Below are 25,232 nucleotides of genomic sequence, written 5' to 3'. Positions count from 1 at the left end.
GCTGACTTCTAACTGTTCAGCTATCTATCGCTAGATAGGTTACCAAGAGTACTTGGCTTTCCAGTCAGATCTCCCCAGGTAAGAGTGCAATCTTTCCCTCCAAATATCTGCTTCATTTACTCTGTATCATCTTTGGCAGAAAGGACTTTGTTTTGTTATGCAAACTCATCCAATGATACCTAGCCTTATATGAAGTTCGTGTTCCTCAGACCGGAGGTTTGCCGCTCGCTTCCTTCAGATTCCGTGTCACCACGGACACCCTTGCGTTAAGCTACTGTTACTTCTGCCTTCACAGTTCGGGACTTTCACCCTATAGATTGCACCCATGCTGGGCGCACACAAAGAAAACCAGAGCAAAGACTCTGGTTTTACATTTCTTGGTCAACATCTTGATCTAATTTTTGGTTTTCGAATTGGATTCCAACGATGTGAACGTTTACTTCCTGTACTTCCAGCGCAGTCATATTATAAAGCGCCTGGCGAATATTGTCCTGAATTTTTTGAGCAACGACAGGTATAGAAATCCCAAAGTTCAGGAAGCAATATACATCGACTTTAATTCCCTCATCAGCAAGCTCAACTTTAATTCCTTTTCCGTGGCTCTTACGCCCAAGTCTTTCAGCCACACCTGTTGCAAATGTTCCCCTCATTTGCGCGACACCTTCAACTTCAGCGGCTGCGATTCCTGCAATCACTTCAATCACTTCTGGTGCAATTTCCACTTTTCCTAAACCTGAATAACCATTATCCATTGTTAAAGAGTTTTGCTGTTCTTCACTCATGTATTAAGCACCTCCTTTATTTGATGAACCCATGACATCATAATTCTCCAGGAACTTTGTATTAAAATCCCCGCTCTTAAAAACTTCATGATCCATCAACTTTAAATGGAATGGAATCGTTGTATGAATTCCTTCAATTACAAATTCACTCAATGCCCGCTTCATTCTGCTAATAGCTTCGTCACGGGTTTTACCATATGTAATAAGCTTGGCAATCATCGAATCATAATAAGGCGGTATCTGATAGCCAGGATATGCCGCAGAATCAATTCGCACCCCAAGTCCTCCTGGCGGTAAATACATTTCGATTTTACCAGGAGAAGGCATGAATTGTTTTTCAGGATTTTCAGCATTAATACGACATTCGATAGCCCACCCGTTAAACGAAACATCCTCTTGTGTAAAGGATAATGGTTCTCCCGAAGCGACTCTGATTTGCTCCTTGATCAAATCGACTCCTGTTACCATTTCTGTAACAGGGTGTTCCACCTGAATCCGGGTGTTCATCTCCATAAAATAGAAGCGATCTTCGCGGTGGTCGTATATAAATTCTATCGTGCCAGCGCCTGTATAATCAACTGCTTTTGCAGCTTTTACTGCTGCTTCCCCCATTTTTTTCCTTGTGCTTTCACTTAAAGCTGGAGATGGAGTCTCTTCTACCAATTTTTGCAGTCTTCTTTGAATGGAGCAGTCTCTTTCCCCCAAATGCACCGTATTGCCAAATTGATCGGCTAATACCTGAATCTCAACATGACGGAAATCCTGTATATATTTCTCCAAATAAACTCCTGGATTGCCAAAAGCGCTTTGCGCTTCTTTTTGGGTAATTTCCATCCCTTTTCTCAATTCTTCTTCATTGCGGGCAACGCGGATTCCTTTTCCGCCTCCTCCAGCTGTTGCTTTAATAATAACGGGATATTGAATTTCTTCTGCTACTTTTATGGCTTCAGAAATATTTTCTACGATTCCTTGGGAACCAGGTACGATCGGAACACCTGCTTCTTTCATCGTCTCCCTTGCTACGTCCTTTGCTCCCATTTTTGATATAGCCATTGAACTTGGACCTATAAAGATAATGTTACACTCTTTACATAACTCTGCAAAATCAGCATTTTCAGCCAGGAAGCCATATCCAGGGTGAATGGCATCGCACCCCGTCATTTTTGCCACGCTCATAATGTTAGTAAAATTCAAATAGCTGTCTTTTGATGCCTTTGGACCAATACAGTATGCCTCGTCAGCCAATTGAACATGAAGAGATTCGCGGTCAGCTTCTGAAAAAACAGCAACTGTTTGAATTTCAAGTTCTTTGCATGCCCGAATAATCCGAACTGCGATTTCTCCTCTATTTGCAATTAAAACCTTTTTTATCATGAAAATCTCTCCTTACTCAGGCTTTACCCGGAAGAGTGGCTGACCGTATTCTACGAGTTCGCCATCCTTAACTAAAATCTCTACAATTTCCCCTTGAACCTCTGCTTCAATTTCGTTGAACAGCTTCATTGCCTCAACGATGCAGACAACTGATGAAGCCGATACTTTTGATCCTACTTTTACATACGGTTCTGCGTCAGGTGAAGGAGACTGATAGAAGGTCCCTACCATTGGCGATTTGATTTCTACTAGGTTTTCTTTAGGATTGATTTCTTGCTCTTTAGCTTCTGGAGCAGCCTCTTTAAATGCTGGAGCTGCTGGAGCAGGAGCCGCTTGGGCTTGAGGAGCTACCTCTATGTAAGCTGGTGCGCTGACACTTGGAGCTGCCGTCACATTATTGCCTTGCTTTTTTAATAGCAGCTTGGATCCTTGAAATTCATATTCAAATTCATCGATTGAAGATTGATCAATTAATTTAATAATTTCTCTTATTTCCTGAACTTTTAACATGGTTATTTACACCCCTTGTTCAAAATATAATAGCTGATATTATTTATGACTAGCTACTAATATCATACGATAATACTTAGTAAAAGTTCAATCCCTACAATCTTATCCTGGTCAAAAGATGAAATATGTAATAGTTTTTCCTAATTGAAAAGGGTTTCGACAGAATACGGCGAATTTTTACATAGCAAGGAATTTTAGGGGGAATTGGATTGGGACAATCAATACAAACAATCTATAAAGAAGATTTACGCAGAAAAAATAGTCTGGTGGTAAAAGCAACTCTTTTATCTGTAGTTCTTGCAGCAGCTGTAGACATTGCAATGGGTAAAGAATTAGCTATTATTTTGTCCATTTTAATAGGGGGATTAATTGGAAACGGCGTTATAGCTTACTTGCATTATGTGGAAATTTGGGAAAGAAATATACCCTATCTCTCGATTATCTTAGTTTACATTGTGCTTTTTGTGATTATGGAAAATAGTGTTTCTGCCACTGCCTACTTTTTGTTGTTTTTCGGACTTGGAACTGCTGCTATTTATATGAACAAATTTCTATTATTTTTCTCAGCAGCGGTTGGATATATTTGTATAAGTGTTTTTACATTTCTGCATGCAGAAGAACTGCCTTTAGAATTTAAAAATTACGTTACGATTTACCTGCTTTATGGTCTTGTTGCCATTTTATTATTTTATCAATTCAATTTGTCAGCTCGCTTTCAGAAGCAGCTGTCTCAGCTTCAAGAGGAGACACTTGCCCTCAATGAAAGGGAAAAGAAAGTAAAGGAAAGGGTTCTTATTCATGCAAAAGAGCTATTAGAAATGATGAAAAATGTCCAATCACAAAGTGAATTAACCCTTCACTCTGCAAAAGAAATAAATGGATCCATATCTGAAATTTCAAGCGGATTACAGATACAAGCGAATTCAAGCGGCATTATCATTCAGTCAATTGAAAAAGCAACTAACCTGGTGGAGCAAATGAAAACTTATGCCGTACAGCTTGATTCAGAGGCAGAAGAATCTGTTCAATTGACTGTCGATGGAGAGCAAAAGATGAGGCAATTACAGGAGAATATCTTCCAATCTTCAGCCAGTATGAAAAGAGCAGAATACCATATAAACCATTTAAGGAAGCAAGCAGAATCCGTTCAACTTTCAGCTAAATCTATTCAAAAAATTGCTGAACAGACCAACTTATTAGCGCTTAATGCTTCTATTGAAGCAGCAAGAGCCGGGGAAGCAGGTAAAGGGTTTGCCGTCGTTGCCGAAGAGGTCCGAAAACTGGCCGAAACTTCTAACACAACTACAAAAGAAATTTCAAAATCGCTTATATCGATCGTAGAAGAAACCATAGCTTCCGAGAGATTAGTTGGAGAAACAGCACGCGAATTGGAAAACAGTGTCCACTCTGTTTCAGAAGCCGGCCATGTATTTAATGTATTAAAACAGCGGATTTGGGCTTTAAAAGGTCATCTGGAAGGGTACGAAGAGCTTGCAACGACCATTCATGGCTCTTCCTTAGAAGTTGAAGAAACAGTAGCCGAATTAAGCGCTGTTTTAGAGGAAATTAATGAGTCCTTACAAACGATTTCCCATGTGATTGAAAACCAAACTTCTGAAAATGAAAATATGTTTGCGTTAGTTGAAAAGGCTAATGATTCTCTTGATGATTTACTATTATTATCTGCCAATACTTAAAATCCAGTGTTTCTTATTACTGCGATAGAAAAACAAAAAGAGACAGACCTCAAATCTGTCTCATTTTTTTTATGATTTATTCAGCTGGAGTGAACTCAACCGCAACAGGTTCAAATTCCTGACCGAGCTGTTCTGCAACCATAACCAGAATATCATTTGCAAGAGAAGGAGAAGGCTCATTGCCTTTTACAGTGATATGAACCTTGCCATCTTCTGCACGAACTAAAGCATCTTCAAAGCCCATAGCAATGATTTCTGTTCTTAATATGTCTTCCTTATAAGCAATATTCTCAAGTTTATCCATTTCCTCTTTGACTGCATTTACTTCTTCCGCAGAGAGTTCGGCAGAAGCAGCTTGAGTCTGTAGCTCTTCCATTTGCTGTGAGCGTTTAAGTTCTAATTCATAACGAAGCTGCGCAAAAACTTCATCACCAGCCGCTTCGGTGATGATGGTTTCATCAGTTGAATCCCCAGCAATTTGTCCGCTTGTTTCATTTGTTGATCCATTTTCTTCTTGTGCAACATCATTAGTCTGCTCTGGTGAAGTAATGTAATAAATTGAGAGAACTACCACTAAACTAAGCATTGTTAAAAGCCAAACCGTTTGTTTTTTCAATAACATTTTTATTCCCCCTTAGATTTTTTAGGTAAAACGGCTACCCTATGAATCGGAACATCTAGCACTCTCGTAACCGCTTCAATAATCCATTGCTTTACTTGTATATTTTCTGCTCCTTTAGCAACAACCAGAACCCCTGTGACATCAGGCTTTTCCGTTTGCAAAACGAGCGGAACCTCCTTATCGCCTTCACGTACAATCACTACTTGTTCATCAACTGATTTATCTTCGACTATTCGTTTACCGCCTTGTCTGTCTGTTTCGTCTGTTGTTTGTTCTTGCGAAACGCGATTTTTCTCGTAAACATTAGTAGCAGTTGAAGCGACGTTCACTATTACAGTTGCATCACTAACTCCTACAATTTGATTAAGTGCATCTTTAATTTGAGTTTCATACATTCTTTCGAAGTCACTCATTGTTATCGTGTCTTCACTTTTCTTTTGACCTAATGCCGGAACATCTTCTTCAGATCCGCTATTGTCTGAAAAGGTTTGTGCAGACTGTCCGTCTTGACTGGTGTTGCTTGAAAATACATTTCCTACTAGCATGATGGCCACCCCTGCTAGAAGAACAACTAATAAATACTGGAATTTTGAAGGCTTTTTATTTTCACGCTTACTAGAGCTGGACTCTTGCTGCAGCCACTTTTTAATCCAGGTAAGAGGACCCTTTTCATTATTCATCTAGCCCTCATTCCCCCTTTCAATTTCTACCTCTATTACTTCCGGATCCAAGCTCCATTTGTCTGAAAGCAGAGTTGTAATCGTTTCTTCATCCTTTGAAGAAGAGGGTTCATTACGGACAGGCTGGCTTGCATCGACTTCCACTATTTTAACTGCCTCAATTGCATCCTCCTCTTCGACGTCGGTTTCTTTTAACGAAATGAACACAGAATGTATAATAGGGTCACTAGTTGGATCTTCTGGTTCTTCGGCATCAACTTCGAGATTTTGAATTTCTAAACTATACTGTGTCATCAACTCCTCCTCCACACTTTCTTGTAGTTGGACAGCCATTTGTTCTAATGTATATGCACTATGTAGGGCTTGTATTTCTTTTTTCTTCATATCAATTTGATTTTTCATTTCTTCAGCATTTACATATTCGGTCATATCCAAGTTTTCTAGTATTTGTTCAAAGTCCTTATTAAAAAGTTCAAAGATTGGAGAAAGAATAATAGCCATTAACAAAAGCCCTGTGACCATTTTTGTGTACCTTCTAAGGGAAGAATTCGGGAGAAGCAGGTCTATTACGATTGCCAGTAAAATGAAAATAATAATATTCGTAATCCACTGTGTTAGAAAACTCAAGATTTAGTCCCCCCTTCTATCTCACCATTAACGTAATATTGCCTGCAGCAATCATGATAGTGACACTTAAGAAGAACATAAAAGACACCATTGCTAATGAAGCAAAAATATAAATCATGCATTTACTGATAATGTCTAAACACTGAATGACTGGCCCGCCCCCTAAAGGCTGAAGCAAAGCAGCCGCAAATTTATAGATAAAGGCAATGATTAATATTTTTATAGCGGGGAACGCAGCAATGACTAATAATAAGACAACCCCCACAATCCCCACAGTATTCTTTAATAAGACTGAAGCATTAATCACCGTGTCAGCCGCATCCGTAAACATTCTTCCAACTACAGGAATAAAATTTCCTGTTAAAAATTTGGCTGTTCGGACTGCGATCCCATCCGAAATCGCTGTAGTGGCCCCCTGAACCGATATAACCCCTAAAAAAACAGTCATAAAAATACCTAATAATCCAATGCTCCAATTTCTGAGTAATTGTGCAAGCTGGGTGACTTTATGCTGATCAGAAAGAGTACTGACAATGCTTAAAATCGCGGATAAAAAAAGGAGCGGAAGGACGATCACATTGATGAATAGCCCGCTTGTGTTCATTAAAAATACAATTAATGGATGAAACAGGCTCGCTGAAATGACTCCTCCTGATGTGGCCATTAAAGCTAACAATATTGGAACAAGGGCTAATGTAAAGTGAATCATTTTTTCGATCGTATCTTTTGTGTACTCAATCGCAATATGAAAACTATTTAAGGCAAAAATAATCAGCACCATAAAAACAATCGCATAAGCTACTTTACTAACCGTTCCTGATTCAAAAGCATTTTGCAGGGACTGGAGGAATACACTAAATACCGTTAAAAGTATCAGAGTCCCCAACAGTTTCCCATTTGCAATCAGTTCGTGAAAAATGAAGCGAAGTAAAGCATGAAACCAGGCCTCAAGAGAAAACTCCTTTTCTCCTTTGAGAAAGTCGACTAAGCTTCCTTTTTGACTTTCAGGGAGGTAACCTCCGTATTCGTTGACGACTCCATCCCAATACTGGACTAATTTATCAATGCCGAGCTTGTCTAATTGCTCGTCTATTATTTCTGTTTGACTAATAGCTTCTAAAGGGTCAGCTTGTCCTTCTTCACTGGCTGCAAATACTTGATTACTTAAAAAAATAAAGTTTACAAACAAAACAACAAGCAGAACGAGCTGTAGCTTGGCCTTCAAAATTAGTCACCTCTTCCCCTAGGACTTTGGATTAGACTGGAATCAGCCCAATGATTGTCTCAATTAAGACAGTTAGGATCGGCACAGCCATTGCTAATATCAATACCTTTCCTGCCAGCTCAATTTTCGCAGCAATCGAACCTAATCCAGCATCCTTCGAAATTTGTGCAGCAAACTCTGCAATGTAGGCAATTCCAATAATTTTTAAAATCGTTTCGACATAAATGAGGTTTATTTTGGCGTTAACAGCAATTTGTTCAATCATTCGAATAATCTTGTAGATTTCATCGACAAGAAATAGAAAAAGGATACATCCGACAAAAACGGTGAAGAGGAAAGCAAAGTTTGGTTTTTGTTCCTTAATGAGCAGGGCTAAAAATGTAGAAATGAGCGCAATCCCCACGATTTTAAAGATTTCGATTGTATAGCCCCCCTTTATCCCTGAAAGAGAAAGACAGACTTAATTTTTTCAAAGAGTTCATCCACGATGGAAGCAACCATAAATAAAATATAAATAAACCCAAACAGCGTAACCCATTGTGCGTATTCTTTCTTGCCCATTTGATCGAGTATTGTATGGAGAAAGGCAACAACAATCCCTACCCCTGCAATTTTAAAGATGATATCGACTTCAATCCCCATCTAGATTTCCTCCCATCTATATCAAAAGCACAATCAATAATAATCCTGTTAAAAAGCCTAAGCTTTTTACCATTTTTTCGTATTTGCCTTGCCGTTCCCTCGCATCAGCTTCTTCTCGTTCCAAATGAGCAATCGCTAAAAGAATTTGTTTTTGTTGGGTGTATCGGTCATGTCTGCCTAATGTTTCACCAAATTGCTTTAAGATTTCATATTCCCCCTGCTTAAGAGCTGTTAATTTCCAAATATCATCTAAACTTTGCTGCCACGCATCACGAACCGTAGTTTCTTCTGAAATTAATCTCTCAGAAAAAACTTTAAACAGTATATTTAACGGGTTTGATAATTGTTTCGCTAGTTTTCTAGCAGCTTCATGTAAAGGTGTATGTCCATACATGATCTCTGCCTCTAGTGATTGAAGTGCAACTTTTAATTGTCTTAATTGTCTTGGACGTTCATTCAAATGGCGTGACGCCTCAAAGCCTGTCCAAGTTGTCGCTGCCAAAATAAAAACAGCACCCAGAAGCTTTACCACTTATGTCACACTCGCTTTCTCCAATACTGGCCGGCCATTTTCATCAAGCACCATGACTGACCGCGAATTCTTGGTGTGGCTTATTACAAGATACCGCTCAATCATTTTTTGTTTCATAATCGGTGCCAATGCCGGCCGATTAAGGACTTCCTCATAGGAGGAGCCATGTGTGGTCATGACTAATCGAATGCCGGCATTTACCGCTTCTAAAATAGCGATCGTGTCCTCAGTCCTGCCAATTTCATCCACAATCAGAACCTGGGGACTCATCGAGCGAATCATCATCATCATTCCTTCAGCTTTTGGACACGCATCCAACACGTCGACACGCGGACCAAATTGTAACTGAGGAATTCCATTCATACATCCTGCTATTTCGGACCGTTCATCCACAATTCCAACTTTAGCGGCTTCAATCAATCCGTCGTTAGACCCTGATGAAATAAAACGTGCTAAATCACGGAGCAATGTGGTTTTGCCAGATTGAGGAGCTCCAATAATCATGGTGTGAAGCCATTGACCGCGATTGTAAAGATACGGAACCCATTTATCAGCGATCCCTATGTTTTCCTTGGCAATTCGTATATTAAACGAGGATACGTCGCGAATTGCCTTAACTTGTCCACTTTCCAAAATGACTTTGCCAGCTAAACCTACCCTATGTCCGCCTTCAATCGTTATATAGCCTCGCCTCAGTTCTTCTTCCAAAGTGTACATAGAGAAATGGCTAAGTTTATCAAGCAGCTGAAGGGCATCTCCCCTCGTGGCGTGATAAGGAAGTAATGTAGCTTTCCCTTTCACCGATATCTCAATGGGACGACCGACTCTAATTCGAATTTCTTCCGTCTCTTCTAACACGTTTTTCGGAATAAGTATAATTTGCTCTTGGATATTTCTAGGCAAGCAGTCTATGATGGATTTCAAGTCTATTCCTCCTTTACCTAGAGCCTCTCGTTACTTTCAATGTATGCCTGCTTGGCCACTTTATGACTCGCAATTCTATGAACATGCACAAAAAATGAAAATGGTAGAAACTAGAATAGAGTAAGATTAAGTTTCGGGTTTACTCGGTTTTAGCGAGGTAGTTCTGATTATGGATGGGTGGATAATATATTATGGGAGCTCCTGATAGTATTAGGCGGGAGACTTTACAATAAAACGGGCTCTGCAAATCTGCCTAAGTGCCCGAAAATAGGGTGAAATTGAAAAAACTGGCTCTGACAACCGCTCTCAAGTACCAAACTTGGAAAAGAGTAAAAGAATCGGCCATAAAAAGAGTTTTCAAGGACCTAACGTGGAAGCAGACAAAAACATGTCCCTTATAAAGTTATAAAGGACAAGCCGAAAGGGAAAATGCCTCAATTAGTATTTTAAAGGACTTCCAGTTATTCATAAAAGGTCCACCGGTGCTCACTTACGGTTTTAAAATTATTAGAAAGGACCTTCCTTATCGTCTTTTTAGAGTCAACCACTTTACACCACTCATGAATGGCATTAGTTGTAATTTTTCATAATGGAAATAGTCGCTTAAATTCACTGACACTGCGGATGACCGCGGTCGAAACCGATTCTTCATGGTTACAATCTTTACATAAGCAGTCATTCCTTTTATAGAAATTGAAAACGAGGAACACTTTGCACAAACAATTCCCTTTCGGAACTGTTTGTAATCAAAGGGTGGAAGCGAATAATAAGGAGGCTCTTCAATATGTTTTGAAATTAATTTATCTGCTAGGATTTTATGTTTTTCATTTAGCTTAGATGGAATGGATTCCGCTTATTTAAATAACGAATTAATTGGGATGGGAGAATAATGGTTTGTTGAGAGGTGCTTGGTATAAGGTGAATTCGGGGTTGATAAAAACCACTGAGGCAGAAACGGGAATATTGAACCCGATGCTTTGGATTAATTGACGTAATAAGAGTTCACTTCGGCTTAATTGATGAAGCGGATTTGTAATTTCAGTTTTGGGATTTTTATAAAACCGATCTGATTCGTAATAATAATCGCTTTCATAATTTTTTATTTCAAAAAAATAAATCGTACCTGATGTAATGATGAGCGAGTCAATTTGGAACGTAGTGTTATTTTGCTTAAACAATAAATCATTTAGGATATAGCAGTCACACTGAAGTTTTTCCAAAACATAACCTCTCCTTCATAGCTTTTTTTAGATTAAAAAAGAGTTGTTTTTCTTTATCAGACAAATCCATGCGGTAGTTTAAAATTCTTAGAATTTGTAATTCAGCAGACTCTGTCCGGGGTTTATAAGGCATACTCCACATCCTTTCCTATTTTAAAAAATACTTATCTATTATATTAAGTTCATTTTAAGCAAACCTGCAACAAATAGTTTAGGATCTGCCTCATTTCAGTCCTGATCCCCCCTTCGTAAAGGATTTTGAAAAAACATAATCCAATTTAAAAAAGAGCCCTTACTAAAGGACTCTTCACCTGAAAGAAAGACTATGCCCGAGAAACATATGTTCCTTCTGTCGTATTCACAATAATTCGGTCACCTTGGTTCACAAAGAATGGCACTTGAACAACTACACCTGTTTCAAGCGTAGCTGGCTTAGATCCGCCAGAAGCCGTGTCACCTTTAATGCCAGGTTCAGTATCAACCACTTCTAATTCAACTGTATTTGGCAGTTCGACACCTAATGTTTCACCTTGGAACATCATAATAGATACTTCCATATTTTCTTTAAGGAATTTTAATTCATATTCAATTTGATTAGAAGAAAGTTCAATTTGTTCGTACGTATCTGTGTCCATAAATACATGCTGGTCGCCATTTGCATACAGATACTGCATTTTTTTATTTTCAATATGAGCTTTGCTAACTTTCTCCCCTGCACGGAAGGTTTTTTCCTGAATGGCTCCCGTCCTTAAATTACGAAGCTTTGAACGAACAAAAGCGGCACCTTTTCCAGGCTTTACATGCTGGAAATCAATAACTTGCCAAATTCCTCCATCTACTTCGATTGTTAAACCAGTTTTAAAATCATTTACCGAAATCATTTTGTTTCCTCCATTATTTTGACTATAGGATCAATAAATCCTTGGTTGAATGTGTTAAGGTCTCATTACCATTTTCGGTAATTATTGTATCATCTTCGATACGAACTCCGCCTTTTCCTGGAAGATAGATTCCCGGTTCAACGGTTACTACCATGCCAGGCTTTAGTACTGTTTCTGAACGGAAGGATAAAGATGGTCCTTCGTGTACTTCTAGACCAATTCCATGGCCAAGCGAATGACCAAAATATTCACCATACCCCTTTTCAGAGATATAGTCTCTCGCAATAGCATCCGCCTGCTTGCCTGTGATACCGGCCTTTATGCCATCCATAGCTTTCAACTGTGCTTCTAATACGATTTCATAGATTTCTTTTAATTCAGAGGAAGGCTCTCCCACAGCGACAGTTCTAGTAAGATCTGAAACATATCCCTTGTATAAAGCACCGTAATCTAATGTTACAAAATCACCTTTTTCGATAACTTTTTCACTTGCAACACCATGCGGCAATGCGGAACGAGACCCGCTAGCAACAATAATATCAAATGAAGAAGCAGTTGCTCCACATTTTCTCATAAAAAATTCGAGCTCATTTGATATTTCTAATTCAGTCTTACCAGGCTTAATTACATCAATTATGTACTTAAAAGCAGCATCAGCAATGTCGGCTGCATCCTTTAATATCTTAATCTCTGCATCAGACTTTATCAAGCGCAAGTTTTCTACCGCATTGGAAACGGGAACAAGTTCACATTGAACACTTGCCTGCAGGTGTTTATACTCCGAAAAAGTAACATGCTGCTCTTCAAAGCCCAGCTTTTGGATTCCATATTTTTTTACGAGCTCCCCAACTTCTGCGAAAATGGAACCAGAATGTTTGATTACTTCAAAGCCTGTCGCTTGCTTGCCAGCTTGCTCGACGTAGCGAAAATCTGTAATAAATATTGCTTTTTCATTTGAGATTAATACTGCACCGGATGTTCCGGTAAAATTAGAAAGATAGCGTCTGTTAGAGGCACTTGTGATGAGTATTCCATCTACCCCATGCTCTGAAAAACTCGCTTGAAATTTTTTAATCTTTTCCATATTTTTTTCCTCTCCCTATAAAAAAAATGACAGAAACGCGAGCTCGTATCCCTTTAGTCCGAACCCGACAATTTGTCCTTTACATACTGGTGCAATCACAGATTGGTGACGAAAGCTCTCTCTAGCATGAACATTTGAAATATGCACTTCTACCACGGGGGGCTGAATCGCAGCAACGGCGTCACGAATCGCATAACTGTAATGTGTAAAAGCACCTGGATTAAGGATCACACCGATTGTTTCCTCCGTACTGCATTGGTGCAGCCAATCGATTATATCTCCCTCGTGATTCGATTGAAAAAAGTCTACTGTACAATTTTTAGTATGGGCTAATTGTTTTAGACTATTTTCCATCTCTTTAAGGGAATCAGTACCATAAATGGATACCTCACGTTTCCCAAGCAAATTTAAATTAGGTCCATTTAATACTACAATTCGTTTCATAAAACTACTCCTATATAAAAAAAGAATGTTCAATTAAGAACATTCTAACACACTTTTTATTTGGTAACATCTTCATTATTGAGAAACTTCCTGCTTTTCCTTCACCCTTAAATCGTTAGCTTCATAGGATATAGAGTAACCAATAAATACACCATAAAGGATGTACAAGCAAGCAGATGTGACCCATGTATATCCATCTATCTCTCTAATTGGCCTAATACTTGGAAACAAAGGATTTAAAATAAAGAAAATAACACCAAACAAAAGCAGCCCATAAGCCATTCCCAGCCACATGCCTTTAAATCTTCTAAAAGCTGCATAATACAATAAAGCTGCCCCCATCGAGAGAACAGATAAGAGTACAATGGAAATAACAAGCCCTAACCACGTATTTTTCCAATCTCCAACAGCAATTGGTTCTAATACGGCACGAGGGCTCACCTTGGTAAATGAAAATAAATAGGCTACGTAGCCAATGAGACTCCAGAAAAGGCCGCCGCAAAGGCCAATAATTGCTGATAAAGCGGCTAATGATAATTGTTCTTCAGTCTTATTTTGCTCAAGCTCTTTATTTTCTTTTGATTTTTCTTTGTTTTCTTCTGACATACCAACACCTCCATTCTTAGTATGTCCAATCTGCAAAAAACATTACTATAACCGGTTTTTTTGCGAACCCCGTGAAGGAATAAACCTGCCTTTTGTAGAATGGAAAAGGAAGGAGTTCAAAGCAATAAAGTAGCACAAAAAATAAACTTCGAAAAAAATATATATCAATCATGAAATGCTATATTGTTATGATTCACACTTATTACTATTTAGTTTCTAAAAAAAACAATAGAATACATAAATATTGCATAAAAGAATCCATTTTCGTTTAAAATGGATAAAGAAAACTCGTCAAATCATGTAGCCAGGGATGAATTACTCTGCTGCTTACATTCTCATAAATATGTATTGCGCTAACATGATGCTTGGACTTAAATGTTTGCTGGTAAGCTTGATAAGGAGGTGTCTGGTTTGAGTCGGTCAAGATATTGGTTGTTTTATATTGTAATTGCCTTCGCTATTTTGGGATTAGTAAATTATTTATGGACCGATCTTACTGCATTTATCAAAAATTTATTGTTCATTGCGGCGTTTGCTGCCATTATTATATTTCTGGTTACTAGGTTTCGGGGCACAGCCGTCCATACCAGAAAAGAGCATAAAGCGTTTATAAAGGCTGCGAAATATTCTAAAAAACGGCTAAAAATGAAGGCGGAGCAAAAAAACAATTCTGCCAGTCGGTCTATCTCCAAACCAAGCTTTAAGAAATCAATCCAGTCAAAAAAGAAATCTGCCCCTCACTTAACAGTCATTGAAGGGAAAAAAGGAAAAAAGAAAGATAAGGCTTCCCTTTAAATAACAAGGTCTGACCCTGTGAATCTAGTTCATATGACTAGATATTCTAAGGTCAGACCTTTTGTTTTGATATATTTATGAAGGGCACTCAACTGCTTAATAACACCATTGCTTTAAAAAGGTTGCGGCTTTTTCTTTCCCTTGCCGGATTAGAGCTTCTTTCTTTTCTTCGGTCAGGTCAAACTCAATCGGAATAACGTTTTGTGTTGGAATAAATATAATATTCTTTTCGTGTCTCCTTGATATATACCTGGAATCATGAGCATCCTTCATGGTTTCGAATAAGGCTCCAAAAAGGTGAATAGCGTTAGTAATCACATGCTTTTCATGTTCTTGAAAATCTGAACTTAGCTTAATCCCTAACACAGGTCTTTCCTTTTTTACATTTTCCTTATCAAATAACCACATTGGAAAGTTACTAAGCACACCGCCATCGACCACTATTACGGTACCATTTGCTGTAGAAAGCCGGACAGGCTCGAAAAAATAAGGGATGGAGCAGCTCATTCGAATTGCTTTCGCAACAGAAAACGACCACCAAGGTATCCCATATTTTTCAAGGTCATTAGGGAGAACCATCATATTTCCATTTGTAAGGTCTGATGCAATGACTCTAAAACTATCGGGCGGCAAGTCTTTAAACGTTCTTATACCCTTTGCCGCCAGTTTTTCACCTAGCCATTTTTCTAAATACTGGCCTCTATATAAACCCATTCTCCAGTAAAGCAAAAGCCATTTTGCAAATGGAATTGGAAGCCATAAAGTCCGTTCATCCAATAGTTTTTTGACGTCTAGTTCATCGACAAAACTATATACTTCTTTACTGGAATAGCCAGCTGCAATTAATCCCGCAACAATGGACCCTGCACTGGTGGCAGCCAATCTTTTAAATTTTAGCCCTCTTTCCTCAATTGCTTCGTAGGCACCAACCAGAGCAAAACCTTTAATGCCCCCTCCAGAAAACACACCATCTATATACATTTGGTTCCCTCCCCAAAGTCCGCCATGCTACATATTTAATGGGAAGAGTATGTATATATTCCATATTTTTTGGTATTGAAAAAGCCGCCCTTTTTGTAAAGGACGACTTGAAGGAAGCTTACAGACCGCATTTTAATTGAGCATTACAGTTCGTACAAGTATTGCATCCGCCAATTTCTTCGACGGTACCCTTACGGCAAACCGGACACGTATCTCCAATTTCCGAACCGATTTTAACACTAGTGGTACGTAGATCTTGGATGGTATCCACAAGCACTACTTTCTTAGTCTCTTCTTCAAGAAGCTCAAGCTGTTCTTCAAAGCTATTTTCTTCTGCTTTTAATGTTAACACTTGAGCATCGCGGCTTCCGTCTACATAAACTGTACCGCCTTTTGCTCCGCCTTTATAGAGGCGCTCATAAACTTTTTTCACTTGCTCAACTGTATATCCTTTTGGCGCGTTGACAGTTTTACTGATGGAGCTGTCAATCCACTTCTGGATAATACATTGTACATCGGCATGTGCTTCAGGTGAAAGCTCCATAGCAGATATAAACCAATGCGGAAGATTGTTTGGATCAGCTTCTGGATGTGCATCTAGATATTCCTGTACAATATCCGCTTTAACTTCAATAAATTTGCCTAAGCGGCCGCTTCGGAAGTACGAAAAGGAGAAATATGGTTCCAATCCGGTAGACACTCCAACCATGGTACCTGTGCTGCCGGTTGGTGCGACGGTTAATAAATGCGAATTACGAATTCCATATTTTTTAATGTTTTCCTTTATGTCTTCAGGCATTTTTTTCATAAAGCCAGTATTGATGAAAGCCTCTCTTAATCGGTTCGTTTCAGCCTCTGATTGACCGACCAAGTACGGGAAGCTTCCTTTTTCTTTCGCGATTTCAATTGAAGTCCGATAGGCTGTTTCAGCAATCGTTTTGAACACTTCATCGATGAGTTTATTTCCTTCTTCGGATCCATATTCTTTTTCACAATAAATCAACAAGTCATGCAGACCCATAACTCCTAGTCCAACACGGCGCTCGCCAAGAGCTTGCTTTTTATTTTCTTCAAGGAAGTATGGCGTCGCGTCAATGACGTTATCTTGCATTCTTGTTCCAATTTCAACCGTTTTCTTTAACTTTTCAAAATCCACTGTTTTGGTTTCTTTATTTGCCATTTCAGCTAAATTCACAGCTGCTAAATTACAAACAGAATATGGTGCGAGTGGCTGTTCCAATGTGTTATCGTAAAGGCTTTTTATCCTCTACTTCTTACAGTTGAATTCCTGTAAGTTCAGCATATCTTTTCACCCAAAAGGTGCTGCGGCCTCGTGCGAACATTATATTCTCTTAAAAGAGGTTCAGTTCGTATGCGTTGCCCCTGGCTAACTTTTTACGTTTAGCCTTCGGTTCGGGTTGCCATCTCAGGTTTTCCCGCTTTATTCCGCAGTTTTTTACGTGAGGCAAACTATGCTGCTCTACCACACGGATTTGTTGCTACAACCTGCTGACCGTAAGCTTTTGCATTCGTCATCTCGTTGGCATTGTCGATAAAGAAAATGCCCGGTTCAGCAGAATAAGTAGCACAAATATTGATTAGGTTCCAAAGCTCTTGAGCACGAATTTTACGGTACGTCCGGACCTTATGACCTCTTTTGGCCCATTCTCTGACGTCCCCTACCTGATGCCACTCTTCGTTGTAGATCTTCATTTCTTCAGGTGTATAAGATTCCACATCAGGAAATTGGAGAGCGAACACATCGTCATTTTCGACAGCTTCCATAAATTCGTTTGTTAAACAAACCGAAATATTGGCACCCGTTAAAAACTCCGGATTATGAACAGAATACGTTCCGCCAACTCTTAGCTTTTCTTCTGCATCCCGAATAATCGCTTCACCGAATCCTCCATATCCAGGAATATGCTTATAATTTACAATCCCCTGATACATCGTTTTTTCTTGTTCAGTAAATGGGGTAAACTTTAATTTATCTTCTGCCGCTTTTCGAATCTGCTCATCATTTGTATTTTCGATGAGGAATCGTAAAATACGAGGATTTTGCATTTTTGAGATAATAAATTCAATGATATCTGGATGCCAAACAGACATCATAATCATTTGAGCGCCGCGTCTCGACCCGCCTTGCTCGACCAGGTGCGTCAGCTTCGCAATATCATCCAGCCATGAAACCGATCCAGATGATTTCCCATTTACGCCTTTCGCAAGCGTATTACGCGGTCTTAATGTTGAACCATTTGTACCGACACCGCCACCGCGGCTCATGATTTCCATCACTTGCTTGCGATGCTCCGAAATACCTTCCCTTGAATCAGGGACAAATGGCATTACATAGCAATTAAAATAAGTGACCTCTGTACCTGACCCTGCTCCATATAGCACCCGGCCAGCCGGTATAAAGTTTTTGGCAGAAAGTTCAGTATAGAACTTTTCAAACCACTCTTGTTTCTTTTCTTCTGTTGTTTCTACATCTGAAAGTCCTTTTGCTACCCTTTTCGCAATTTGTTCGTAGAAAATTTCAAGTGGCTTTTCAATCACGTCTAAAGAGCGGACGATTAGACCGGTGTTGATTTCTTCTTCTTTATCTAGAACTCCGCGGTACTCCTCTTCTACATAAACAGTTGCTTTCTTTTCTTCCCAGTCAATTTTTTTTATGTAGCCTAACCCACGAGCAGGAAATTTGGGATCTTCTTTAATTGTAAGAACCACAAAGTCCCCTTCAGTTAGAGTTATTTTCTCGGTGTCCTTAAAGGAATAACGATCTAGCATTACAAGTCTAGATACCCCTTTATGGGTTATGTGCATCTCTGGTGTAATGGGGTGAACAGCAGGAAATATCGCTATATCCTTATTAAGTCTTTCAATATCAATGTGTTTTGTACTCTCGGTCGCAAGCATAGATCTGCACCCTCTCTAATAAAAACTATTAAGTTTAAGTTCCTTTCTACCATATCATAGCAGGGGAACCAAATTCAATATATAGTATGTTTATTTTCAAAAACATACTATATATTGTGATTAATTCATATTCTTACGAATTTGTCAAACGAAAAAAAGTGTTAGAAATGGAGGAAAAAAGAGATTGATAGAGATTGAAATTGATTTTCTGCAGATATTAATTTATTTTGTGGTTGCAAGTATAATTTTTCTTGTTCTCACAATTGGAATGTCTATCCAATTCCTATTAGTCTAACTGTTTTTCATTATAACGGAACACCTGTTCCTATTTCAAGCGGTGATTTTTAACAAGTTTAGTTTACCAAAAATCAACGTTCCTTTGTAAAAGTCTACCTTTTATATATCGGGAAATTTGTCGAAAGTGTTTATCTTTTATTTGAGGAAATTCAAAATTATTCTTTTTGCTCTTTTCCCTATGCCGCTATATAATAGTTTCTAGTGAGTTTTTTCTTAGAGTGGTAAAAGGGGGACTATACATGATTGTTTTGCTCATTGTACTTGGGGCTATACTTGCTTATATACTTTATAATTATTTCACTCAGAAAAGAATTGTCAAAACTCTTACACAGGATGAATTTATTTCTGGTTATCGCAAAGCGCAGCTGATTGATGTACGTGAGCCAAATGAATATGAGGGCGGGCACATTTTAGGCGCAAGAAATATTCCTTTGACCCAGATGAAAATGCGCATGAAAGAGATTCGGCCAGATAAACCTGTATATCTTTACTGCCAAAGTGGTGTCCGCAGCGGTCGGGCAGCAAGAATGCTGTATCGGAAAGGATACCGTGATCTCTATCATTTACAGGGCGGCTTTAAAAAGTGGACAGGAAAAATTAAAACTAAAAACTAATGCAGCTTATTAGAAAACCTTCAGAGTTATCCTGGAGGTTTTTTATATAGAAAGGAGGGCTTTTCGATTGTTTTTAACATCAATCCGCTATAATCCAACCAATACGGCACGTTATCCCTTCACCCTTCCTATCTTTTCAAATTTGCAAACCCTTACCTTTTCAAAACCAGTTACTCTTTTTGTAGGTGAAAATGGGACAGGAAAGTCTACTTTATTGCAGGGACTGGCCTGTGTGACGAATCGAAACCTGATAGGATCTCAAGATATAGCAGACCATCAAGACATGAGATCAGGTCAAGAATTGGCCAAAGCCTTTCGTCCGTCGTATAAAACAAAAACAAACCGAGGATTCTTTTTGCGTGCTGAAGACTTTATCTCCTTTTCACGCCGTGTTCGTTCAATGATTGAAGAAGCAGAAAATGAATTAAAACAAATTGAAATAGACTATAAGGACCGCTCTGCCCATGCAAAAAGTCTGGCATCTCTACCCCATGCCCGGACTCTTTATGATCTTCGAACTAGGTATGGAGAGGGGTTAGATGTCCGATCCCACGGAGAAAAATTCTTAGATTTTTTTCACTCCCAGATCCACCCGAGAGCTCTTTATATACTTGACGAACCTGAGGCCCCCTTGTCTCCAATAAAACAAATTGCATTGATAAAAATGATTATAGATAGTGCAGGGGAAGGCAGTCAGTTTATTATTTCGACTCATTCACCCATTCTGATGGCGATTCCCAATGCAATCATTTACTCTTTAGAGGGCGATCAAATCATAGAGAGAGAATATGAGGAAATAGAGCATGTCCAGCTTACCAAACAATTTTTAGAATCACCGGAAAGGTTTCTCAGACATTTATAAGGCTGTTTGAAGCTTTCTTGTCTCTTGCCAGATAAAAAAATACTAGTCAGTCTAATCAATTTTAAAAAATCATAGGTTGATGAACTTATCACTTTATATGTGGAGAAATACTTTATAGTAGATGGGTTTAGACATGATGATATAAAAAATTGGTTAGGAGCTGTAAATATGGTAGGTTTACAATCCTGCGGGCCTTGTGATTGTGAACAATATGGATACCGGGTTGTGTATAACGTAACAAGCGAAAGAATACAAAGGTGGCTCAATCAAGCCAATGAAGCTGGGGAATACTATGGAATCAATCCTGTTGTCTTTTTAGCGATTGCATCTGTTGAAAGCAATGGTGACTTTAGTGCTGTTAACCCCCAGCAAACTTCTTATGGAATCGTTCAAATTCAGCAAGACCATGTAGAAGCGTTTAACTGCTATCATGGTACTTTGTATAAAGTAACAGATTTAATTGGAAAAGGGCCAAATATATGGAGTGCTAATAGTGCTGTTAAACTTTCCTTTCAAATTCTTGGTGAGTATTTAAAAGAATTAAATCATATAACAAAAGCAATTAAACTTACATCGACAGGATGGAATGGAGCGATTTGCGGATATACCGGTTCTTTTGAACCACACGGCAAAGGTTGCGGATACTGGCCGATTCCAACATCACCTTCCTGTTATGGGGAAGCCGTTTATAAGCTTTGCAGCGCCTTTGATCCATGGTGGATTAATCCAGCTTCAGGGAAACCCAGTTCGTTTTACTTTAACAAATTATCACCTGCTCCGTTTGATGTTCTCCCAGCTTATAATCAAGTGTGTTTGGGACCATAGGGACCATCATACTAGTAATAGAAAATCTTTAAAAATGAAAAAAAGCACACCTTCTCCAAAAGGAACAAGGTGTGCTTTTTAAATTACTCAGCTGTGTAGCGCAACACTGGCTTTCTTGCTGCTAATGTTTCGTCAAGTCGTTTAATTACTGTTGTATGAGGTGCTTCTTGAACTATCTCAGGTGTTTCTTCTGCCTCTTTTGCAATTTGGATCATTGCATCAATGAATGCATCTAATGTTTCTTTAGACTCTGTTTCAGTTGGTTCAAACATCATACACTCTTCCACATTAAGCGGGAAGTAGATTGTAGGCGGATGATACCCGAAATCTAACAGTCTTTTTGCAATATCAAGAGTACGGACACCCAATTTCTTTTGGCGTTTTCCGCTGAGGACAAACTCATGCTTACAATGTTTGTCATATGGCAGGTCAAAATATGGAGCTAGTTTTCTCATCATATAGTTCGCGTTAATGACTGCATTTTCCGTAACGGCCTTTAGTCCGTCTGGTCCCATTGTGCGAATGTACGTATAGGCACGGACGTTAATGCCAAAGTTGCCGTAGAACGGTTTTACACGGCCGATAGATTGTGGACGGTCATATTCAAATACAAACTGATTATCTTTTTTCACAAGCACTGGCTTTGGCAAAAATGGAATAAGATCCGCTTTTACTCCAACAGGTCCCGAACCTGGTCCCCCGCCTCCGTGCGGTCCTGTAAAGGTTTTGTGTAAATTTAAGTGAACAACGTCAAATCCCATATCTCCGGGACGTGCTTTTGATAATACAGCATTTAGGTTCGCACCGTCATAGTAAAGCTTACCGCCAGCACTATGAACAATTTCAGCCATTTCTAAGATATTTTTCTCAAAAAGTCCAAGTGTATTTGGATTTGTCAGCATAAGAGCGGCTGTATCTTCCCCTACAACACTTCTTAGATCATCTAAATCGACAAGACCTTCGTCATTTGATTTAACCGTAATCGTTTCGAAGCCGGCAACCGTAGCGGAGGCTGGATTGGTTCCATGAGCCGAGTCTGGAACAATAACCTTCGTACGTTTCGTATCGCCATTTGCCTCATGGAATGCACGGATCATCATTAAACCAGTCCACTCACCGTGTGCACCTGCAGCAGGCTGAAGTGTCACTTCGTCCATGCCCGTTATTTCTTTCAAATGCTCTTGAAGGTCGTACATAAGCTCCATTGCACCTTGAACGGTTTCTTCGTCCTGAAGCGGGTGAATGTGTGCAAAACCGGCATATCGTGCGACATCTTCATTGACTTTCGGATTATATTTCATCGTACAAGATCCAAGCGGATAGAATCCGGAATCTACACCATGATTCCGTTTTGACAGAGCTGTATAATGTCTCATTATATCAAGTTCAGCTACTTCCGGAAGATTAGGCTCATCTTTGCGAATATAGCTTTCAGGGATCAGTTCTTCTTCCTTCACTGCGGGTACATCTAATTCAGGTAAGCTATATCCGATTCTGCCAGGCTTTGATCGTTCAAAAATCAATTTCAACTCTTGGTTAGCCATGATGAATTACCCCCAGTTCTTTAGCAAATGCATCTATTTCCTCTTTTGTTCGATTTTCTGTTACAGCAACCAGCATGTAGCGGTCTGTATCACTATAATCTCTGCCTAAGTCATAGCCGCCGATGATCCCTTTTTCAAGAAGCTTTTTGTTTGCTTCTTTTACCGGAATCGGTAATTCTACAACAAATTCATTAAAGCTTGGTCCCTCCCAAACAACTTTAACGCCATTTGCCTTAAGCTGCTGCTTGGCATAGTGAGCTTTTTGAATATTAGCCCATGCCATTTCTTTAACGCCTTTTTTCCCAAGGGCTGTCATTGCCACTGAAGAAGCAAGCGCATTAAGTGCCTGGTTTGAACAAATATTTGAAGTCGCTTTGTCACGGCGAATGTGCTGCTCACGAGCCTGAAGCGTTAGAACATACCCTCTTTTACCGTCTTCATCAACGGTTTGACCTACTAATCGGCCGGGTACTTTTCTCATTAATTTATTGGTAACGGCAAAATAGCCGCAGTGCGGACCGCCAAAGTTACTAGGAATCCCAAAGACTTGTGTATCACCTACTACAATATCGGCTCCAAACTGACCTGGAGGTGTTAAAGCACCAAGCGCTAAAGGATTACTCGAGACTACGAAAAGTGCCTTATGCTCATGGGTTACATCGGACAGTTCTTGAAGTGATTCGATTCTTCCGAAGAAGTTTGGATACTGTACGATAACGGCTGCTACTTCATCAGTAACCATTTCCTTAAGAGCTTCGGCATCCGTTATTCCATCCTTAACAGGAATCTCTTCCACGTTGAGATATTGCCCCTTTGCATATGTGCGGAGAACATCTTTGGATTCAGGATGGACAGCTCTGGAAACAAGAATTTTCTTTCTGCGCGTATGTCCGGCACTTAACATGGCCGCTTCCGCCAATGCTGTTCCGCCATCATACATAGAAGAGTTAGCCACGTCCATACCAGTTAATTCACAAATCATGGTTTGAAATTCAAAGATAGCTTGCAGTTCCCCTTGAGAAATCTCGGGCTGATACGGAGTGTACGCTGTATAAAATTCAGAACGTGAAATCACGTGATCCACGATTGAAGGAATATAGTGGTCATATACACCTGCACCTAAAAAAGATGCGTATTCCTTAAGATTTGCATTTTTACTGGCTAATTGAGAGAGTTCTTTTGTTAACAAAGGCTCTTTTGTTGCTTTTTTGATATTGTATTCACGGTTAAAACGTACCTTTTCAGGAATGTCTTCGAATAATTCTTCAACTGAATTAACACCAATTGCCTCTAACATGTCCTTTTGGTCTTGTTCGGTCATTGGTAAATAGCGATGTTTCATTGTATGCGCACCCCTTTAATTCTTAGGTCTTTTATAAAATGGTAATGGGACAACTTTTGCTTTTACTTTTTTACCGCGAATTTCAACGAACAGTTCTGTATCTACTTGAGAATTTTCAGACGTAACGAGAGCAACCCCGACATTTCTCTTTGAGGTTGGCAGCTGAGTGCCAGTTGTTACTTCTCCAATCAGCTCATCATTACCATTCCAGACAGGATAGCCATGACGCGGTATTCCCCGCTCTATCATTTCAATTCCGACTAGTTTACGGGCAGGCCCTTCTTCTTTTTGTTTTTTCAATATTTCTTTCCCATTAAAGTTCTCTTCCTTTTGCACTTTAACGGCAAATCCAAGCCCTGCCTCGATTGGTGTAATATCTTTTGTTAATTCTTGGCCATAGAGTGGGAGGTTCGCTTCAAAGCGAAGGGTATCTCTTGCGCCTAGTCCGCATGGAAGTAATCCAAACGGCTTTCCTGCCTCAAGGATTTGATTCCAAAGATGCGGTGCATCACCTGCATTACAGTATATTTCAAATCCGTCTTCACCTGTATAGCCTGTACGGGATACAAGTGTTGATGCGCCAGCAATCTTTACATCCTTTTTAAACTTAAAAAATGTAATCTCGGCTAAATCAATATCTTCTGCTAATGTTTGAAGAATATCCTGACTTTTAGGACCTTGCAGGGCCAGCTGAGCTATTTGGTTTGAGATGTTTTCGATTTCAACATTTCCCTCTTTCTGGGAGTTGATCCAGTCGAAATCCTTGTCAATATTAGAAGCATTGACAACCAGCAAATAGTCATTTTCCGCAATCATGTAAACTAATAGATCATCAACCGTTCCGCCATTCTCATAGCACATAAGATTATACTGTGCACCATTTGGCTGAAGTTTTGAGATATCATTCGTCAGAAGCTTTTGTAAGAATGATAGACTATCAGGACCTTTTACTGTAATTTCACCCATGTGAGATACATCAAACAAACCAGCTGACGTGCGAACTGCCTCATGCTCTTCCTTTATGCTGGAAAATTGAACAGGAAGTTCCCAGCCGCCGAAATCAATGGTCTTGGCACCAGCATACGACTCAAAAAGGGGTGTACGTTTTATTGTCACACAAGTTCCTCCCATCTTTAACCTGCTTTTGATTATAAAAAGAATAAAGCTCCTGAATCCGATTTAGCTCTTCTATTCTGCAAAAAG

At 39.3% G+C, this 25,232-nt stretch carries 25 protein-coding genes and 2 pseudogenes; 5 read left to right on the top strand and 22 right to left on the bottom strand.

What is annotated here, in order from left to right:
- Positions 1–368 precede the first annotated feature (368 nt).
- The 3 genes from MLE14_RS05180 to accB are packed head-to-tail and all read right to left on the bottom strand — an operon-like array spanning position 369 to position 2,666.
- The gene (locus MLE14_RS05180) at positions 369–782 is read right to left on the bottom strand and encodes an Asp23/Gls24 family envelope stress response protein (RefSeq protein WP_243297279.1); all 414 of its coding nucleotides are present in this window, start codon (positions 780–782) and stop codon (positions 369–371) included.
- Between the two features lie 3 nt (positions 783–785).
- Positions 786–2,156, bottom strand: a complete 1,371-nt coding sequence (gene accC, locus MLE14_RS05175; RefSeq protein ID WP_243297278.1) for an acetyl-CoA carboxylase biotin carboxylase subunit — start codon at positions 2,154–2,156, stop codon at positions 786–788.
- A gap of 12 nt (positions 2,157–2,168) precedes the next feature.
- A complete protein-coding gene (gene accB, locus MLE14_RS05170; protein ID WP_243297277.1) occupies positions 2,169–2,666 on the bottom strand; it encodes an acetyl-CoA carboxylase biotin carboxyl carrier protein in 498 nt (165 codons plus the stop codon).
- Positions 2,667–2,986: 320 nt separating this feature from the next.
- Here accB and MLE14_RS05165 point away from each other — a divergent pair, with 320 nt between their 5' ends.
- Positions 2,987–4,363: a methyl-accepting chemotaxis protein gene (locus tag MLE14_RS05165; RefSeq protein ID WP_390628247.1), complete on the top strand. Its 1,377-nt coding sequence runs from the start codon at positions 2,987–2,989 to the stop codon at positions 4,361–4,363.
- Between the two features lie 76 nt (positions 4,364–4,439).
- On the opposite strand, the gene MLE14_RS05160 is transcribed toward MLE14_RS05165, so the two are convergent.
- From MLE14_RS05160 to MLE14_RS05100, 13 genes are all read right to left on the bottom strand, one after another.
- Entirely contained in the window at positions 4,440–4,985 is a 546-nt protein-coding gene (locus MLE14_RS05160) for a SpoIIIAH-like family protein (RefSeq protein ID WP_243297275.1), read from the bottom strand.
- Between the two features lie 2 nt (positions 4,986–4,987).
- On the bottom strand, positions 4,988–5,665 hold the full coding sequence (spoIIIAG, locus tag MLE14_RS05155) for a stage III sporulation protein AG (protein WP_243297274.1): 678 nt from the start codon (positions 5,663–5,665) through the stop codon (positions 4,988–4,990).
- Positions 5,666–6,292, bottom strand: a complete 627-nt coding sequence (gene spoIIIAF, locus MLE14_RS05150) for a stage III sporulation protein AF (RefSeq protein WP_243297273.1) — start codon at positions 6,290–6,292, stop codon at positions 5,666–5,668. It abuts the gene before it with no gap.
- A gap of 16 nt (positions 6,293–6,308) precedes the next feature.
- A complete protein-coding gene (gene spoIIIAE, locus MLE14_RS05145; RefSeq protein ID WP_243297267.1) occupies positions 6,309–7,517 on the bottom strand; it encodes a stage III sporulation protein AE in 1,209 nt (402 codons plus the stop codon).
- Between the two features lie 31 nt (positions 7,518–7,548).
- Complete coding sequence (spoIIIAD, locus tag MLE14_RS05140) at positions 7,549–7,932, bottom strand: stage III sporulation protein AD (protein WP_243297286.1); 384 nt, start codon at positions 7,930–7,932, stop codon at positions 7,549–7,551.
- Between the two features lie 20 nt (positions 7,933–7,952).
- Entirely contained in the window at positions 7,953–8,159 is a 207-nt protein-coding gene (gene spoIIIAC, locus MLE14_RS05135) for a stage III sporulation protein AC (RefSeq protein WP_243297261.1), read from the bottom strand.
- Between the two features lie 16 nt (positions 8,160–8,175).
- Positions 8,176–8,691, bottom strand: a complete 516-nt coding sequence (gene spoIIIAB, locus MLE14_RS05130; RefSeq protein WP_243297257.1) for a stage III sporulation protein SpoIIIAB — start codon at positions 8,689–8,691, stop codon at positions 8,176–8,178.
- The gene (spoIIIAA, locus tag MLE14_RS05125) at positions 8,692–9,615 is read right to left on the bottom strand and encodes a stage III sporulation protein AA (protein WP_243297255.1); all 924 of its coding nucleotides are present in this window, start codon (positions 9,613–9,615) and stop codon (positions 8,692–8,694) included. It lies immediately after the preceding gene.
- Between the two features lie 869 nt (positions 9,616–10,484).
- A complete protein-coding gene (locus MLE14_RS05120) occupies positions 10,485–10,835 on the bottom strand; it encodes a nuclease-related domain-containing protein (protein ID WP_243297254.1) in 351 nt (116 codons plus the stop codon).
- Positions 10,836–11,158: 323 nt separating this feature from the next.
- The gene (efp, locus tag MLE14_RS05115; protein WP_243297253.1) at positions 11,159–11,716 is read right to left on the bottom strand and encodes an elongation factor P; all 558 of its coding nucleotides are present in this window, start codon (positions 11,714–11,716) and stop codon (positions 11,159–11,161) included.
- Positions 11,717–11,738: 22 nt separating this feature from the next.
- Complete coding sequence (locus tag MLE14_RS05110) at positions 11,739–12,800, bottom strand: M24 family metallopeptidase (protein ID WP_243297251.1); 1,062 nt, start codon at positions 12,798–12,800, stop codon at positions 11,739–11,741.
- A 15-nt stretch (positions 12,801–12,815) separates the two neighbouring features.
- Positions 12,816–13,244, bottom strand: a complete 429-nt coding sequence (aroQ, locus tag MLE14_RS05105; RefSeq protein WP_243297250.1) for a type II 3-dehydroquinate dehydratase — start codon at positions 13,242–13,244, stop codon at positions 12,816–12,818.
- Between the two features lie 75 nt (positions 13,245–13,319).
- Positions 13,320–13,850 carry a YqhR family membrane protein gene (locus MLE14_RS05100; RefSeq protein ID WP_243297249.1) on the bottom strand — a complete coding sequence of 177 codons (531 nt, stop codon included), beginning with the start codon at positions 13,848–13,850 and terminating at the stop codon, positions 13,320–13,322.
- 411 nt (positions 13,851–14,261) lie between these two features.
- Here MLE14_RS05100 and MLE14_RS05095 point away from each other — a divergent pair, with 411 nt between their 5' ends.
- The gene (locus MLE14_RS05095) at positions 14,262–14,645 is read left to right on the top strand and encodes an SA1362 family protein (protein WP_243297248.1); all 384 of its coding nucleotides are present in this window, start codon (positions 14,262–14,264) and stop codon (positions 14,643–14,645) included.
- Positions 14,646–14,741: 96 nt separating this feature from the next.
- Here the strand turns inward: MLE14_RS05095 and MLE14_RS05090 are convergent, their stop codons facing one another.
- From MLE14_RS05090 to MLE14_RS05080, 3 genes and pseudogenes are all read right to left on the bottom strand, one after another.
- A complete protein-coding gene (locus MLE14_RS05090) occupies positions 14,742–15,626 on the bottom strand; it encodes a patatin-like phospholipase family protein (RefSeq protein WP_243297247.1) in 885 nt (294 codons plus the stop codon).
- Positions 15,627–15,744: 118 nt separating this feature from the next.
- Positions 15,745–16,863: pseudogene (locus MLE14_RS05085) on the bottom strand (vitamin B12-dependent ribonucleotide reductase); the annotation flags it as partial.
- Positions 16,864–17,108: 245 nt separating this feature from the next.
- Positions 17,109–18,545: pseudogene (locus MLE14_RS05080) on the bottom strand (vitamin B12-dependent ribonucleotide reductase); the annotation flags it as partial.
- Positions 18,546–19,081: 536 nt separating this feature from the next.
- Here MLE14_RS05080 and MLE14_RS05075 point away from each other — a divergent pair.
- The 3 genes from MLE14_RS05075 (at position 19,082) to MLE14_RS05065 (ending at position 21,143) form a co-directional block, all read left to right on the top strand.
- On the top strand, positions 19,082–19,456 hold the full coding sequence (locus MLE14_RS05075; protein ID WP_243297246.1) for a rhodanese-like domain-containing protein: 375 nt from the start codon (positions 19,082–19,084) through the stop codon (positions 19,454–19,456).
- A 67-nt stretch (positions 19,457–19,523) separates the two neighbouring features.
- Positions 19,524–20,318: an AAA family ATPase gene (locus tag MLE14_RS05070; RefSeq protein WP_243297245.1), complete on the top strand. Its 795-nt coding sequence runs from the start codon at positions 19,524–19,526 to the stop codon at positions 20,316–20,318.
- 168 nt (positions 20,319–20,486) lie between these two features.
- A complete protein-coding gene (locus tag MLE14_RS05065; RefSeq protein ID WP_243297244.1) occupies positions 20,487–21,143 on the top strand; it encodes a transglycosylase SLT domain-containing protein in 657 nt (218 codons plus the stop codon).
- Positions 21,144–21,226: 83 nt separating this feature from the next.
- Here MLE14_RS05065 and gcvPB read toward each other — a convergent pair whose 3' ends face one another.
- From gcvPB to gcvT, 3 genes are read right to left on the bottom strand one after another with little or no spacing between them, the layout of a single operon-like run.
- Positions 21,227–22,687, bottom strand: a complete 1,461-nt coding sequence (gcvPB, locus tag MLE14_RS05060) for an aminomethyl-transferring glycine dehydrogenase subunit GcvPB (RefSeq protein WP_243297243.1) — start codon at positions 22,685–22,687, stop codon at positions 21,227–21,229.
- Positions 22,680–24,029 (bottom strand): aminomethyl-transferring glycine dehydrogenase subunit GcvPA, encoded by a 1,350-nt coding sequence (gene gcvPA, locus MLE14_RS05055; RefSeq protein WP_243297242.1) that lies wholly within the window; start codon positions 24,027–24,029, stop codon positions 22,680–22,682. The genes gcvPB and gcvPA overlap by 8 nt, the downstream gene beginning before the upstream one ends.
- Positions 24,030–24,044: 15 nt before the next feature.
- Positions 24,045–25,160: a glycine cleavage system aminomethyltransferase GcvT gene (gcvT, locus tag MLE14_RS05050; protein WP_390628234.1), complete on the bottom strand. Its 1,116-nt coding sequence runs from the start codon at positions 25,158–25,160 to the stop codon at positions 24,045–24,047.
- Positions 25,161–25,232 lie beyond the last annotated feature (72 nt).

Source organism: Bacillus litorisediminis, from assembly GCF_022808645.1.
In the GTDB taxonomy this organism is placed as follows: domain Bacteria; phylum Bacillota; class Bacilli; order Bacillales; family JC228; genus Bacillus_BF; species Bacillus_BF litorisediminis.
The sequence above is the reverse complement of the archived record's forward strand: the minus strand, read 5'-3'. Positions and strand labels throughout refer to the sequence as shown.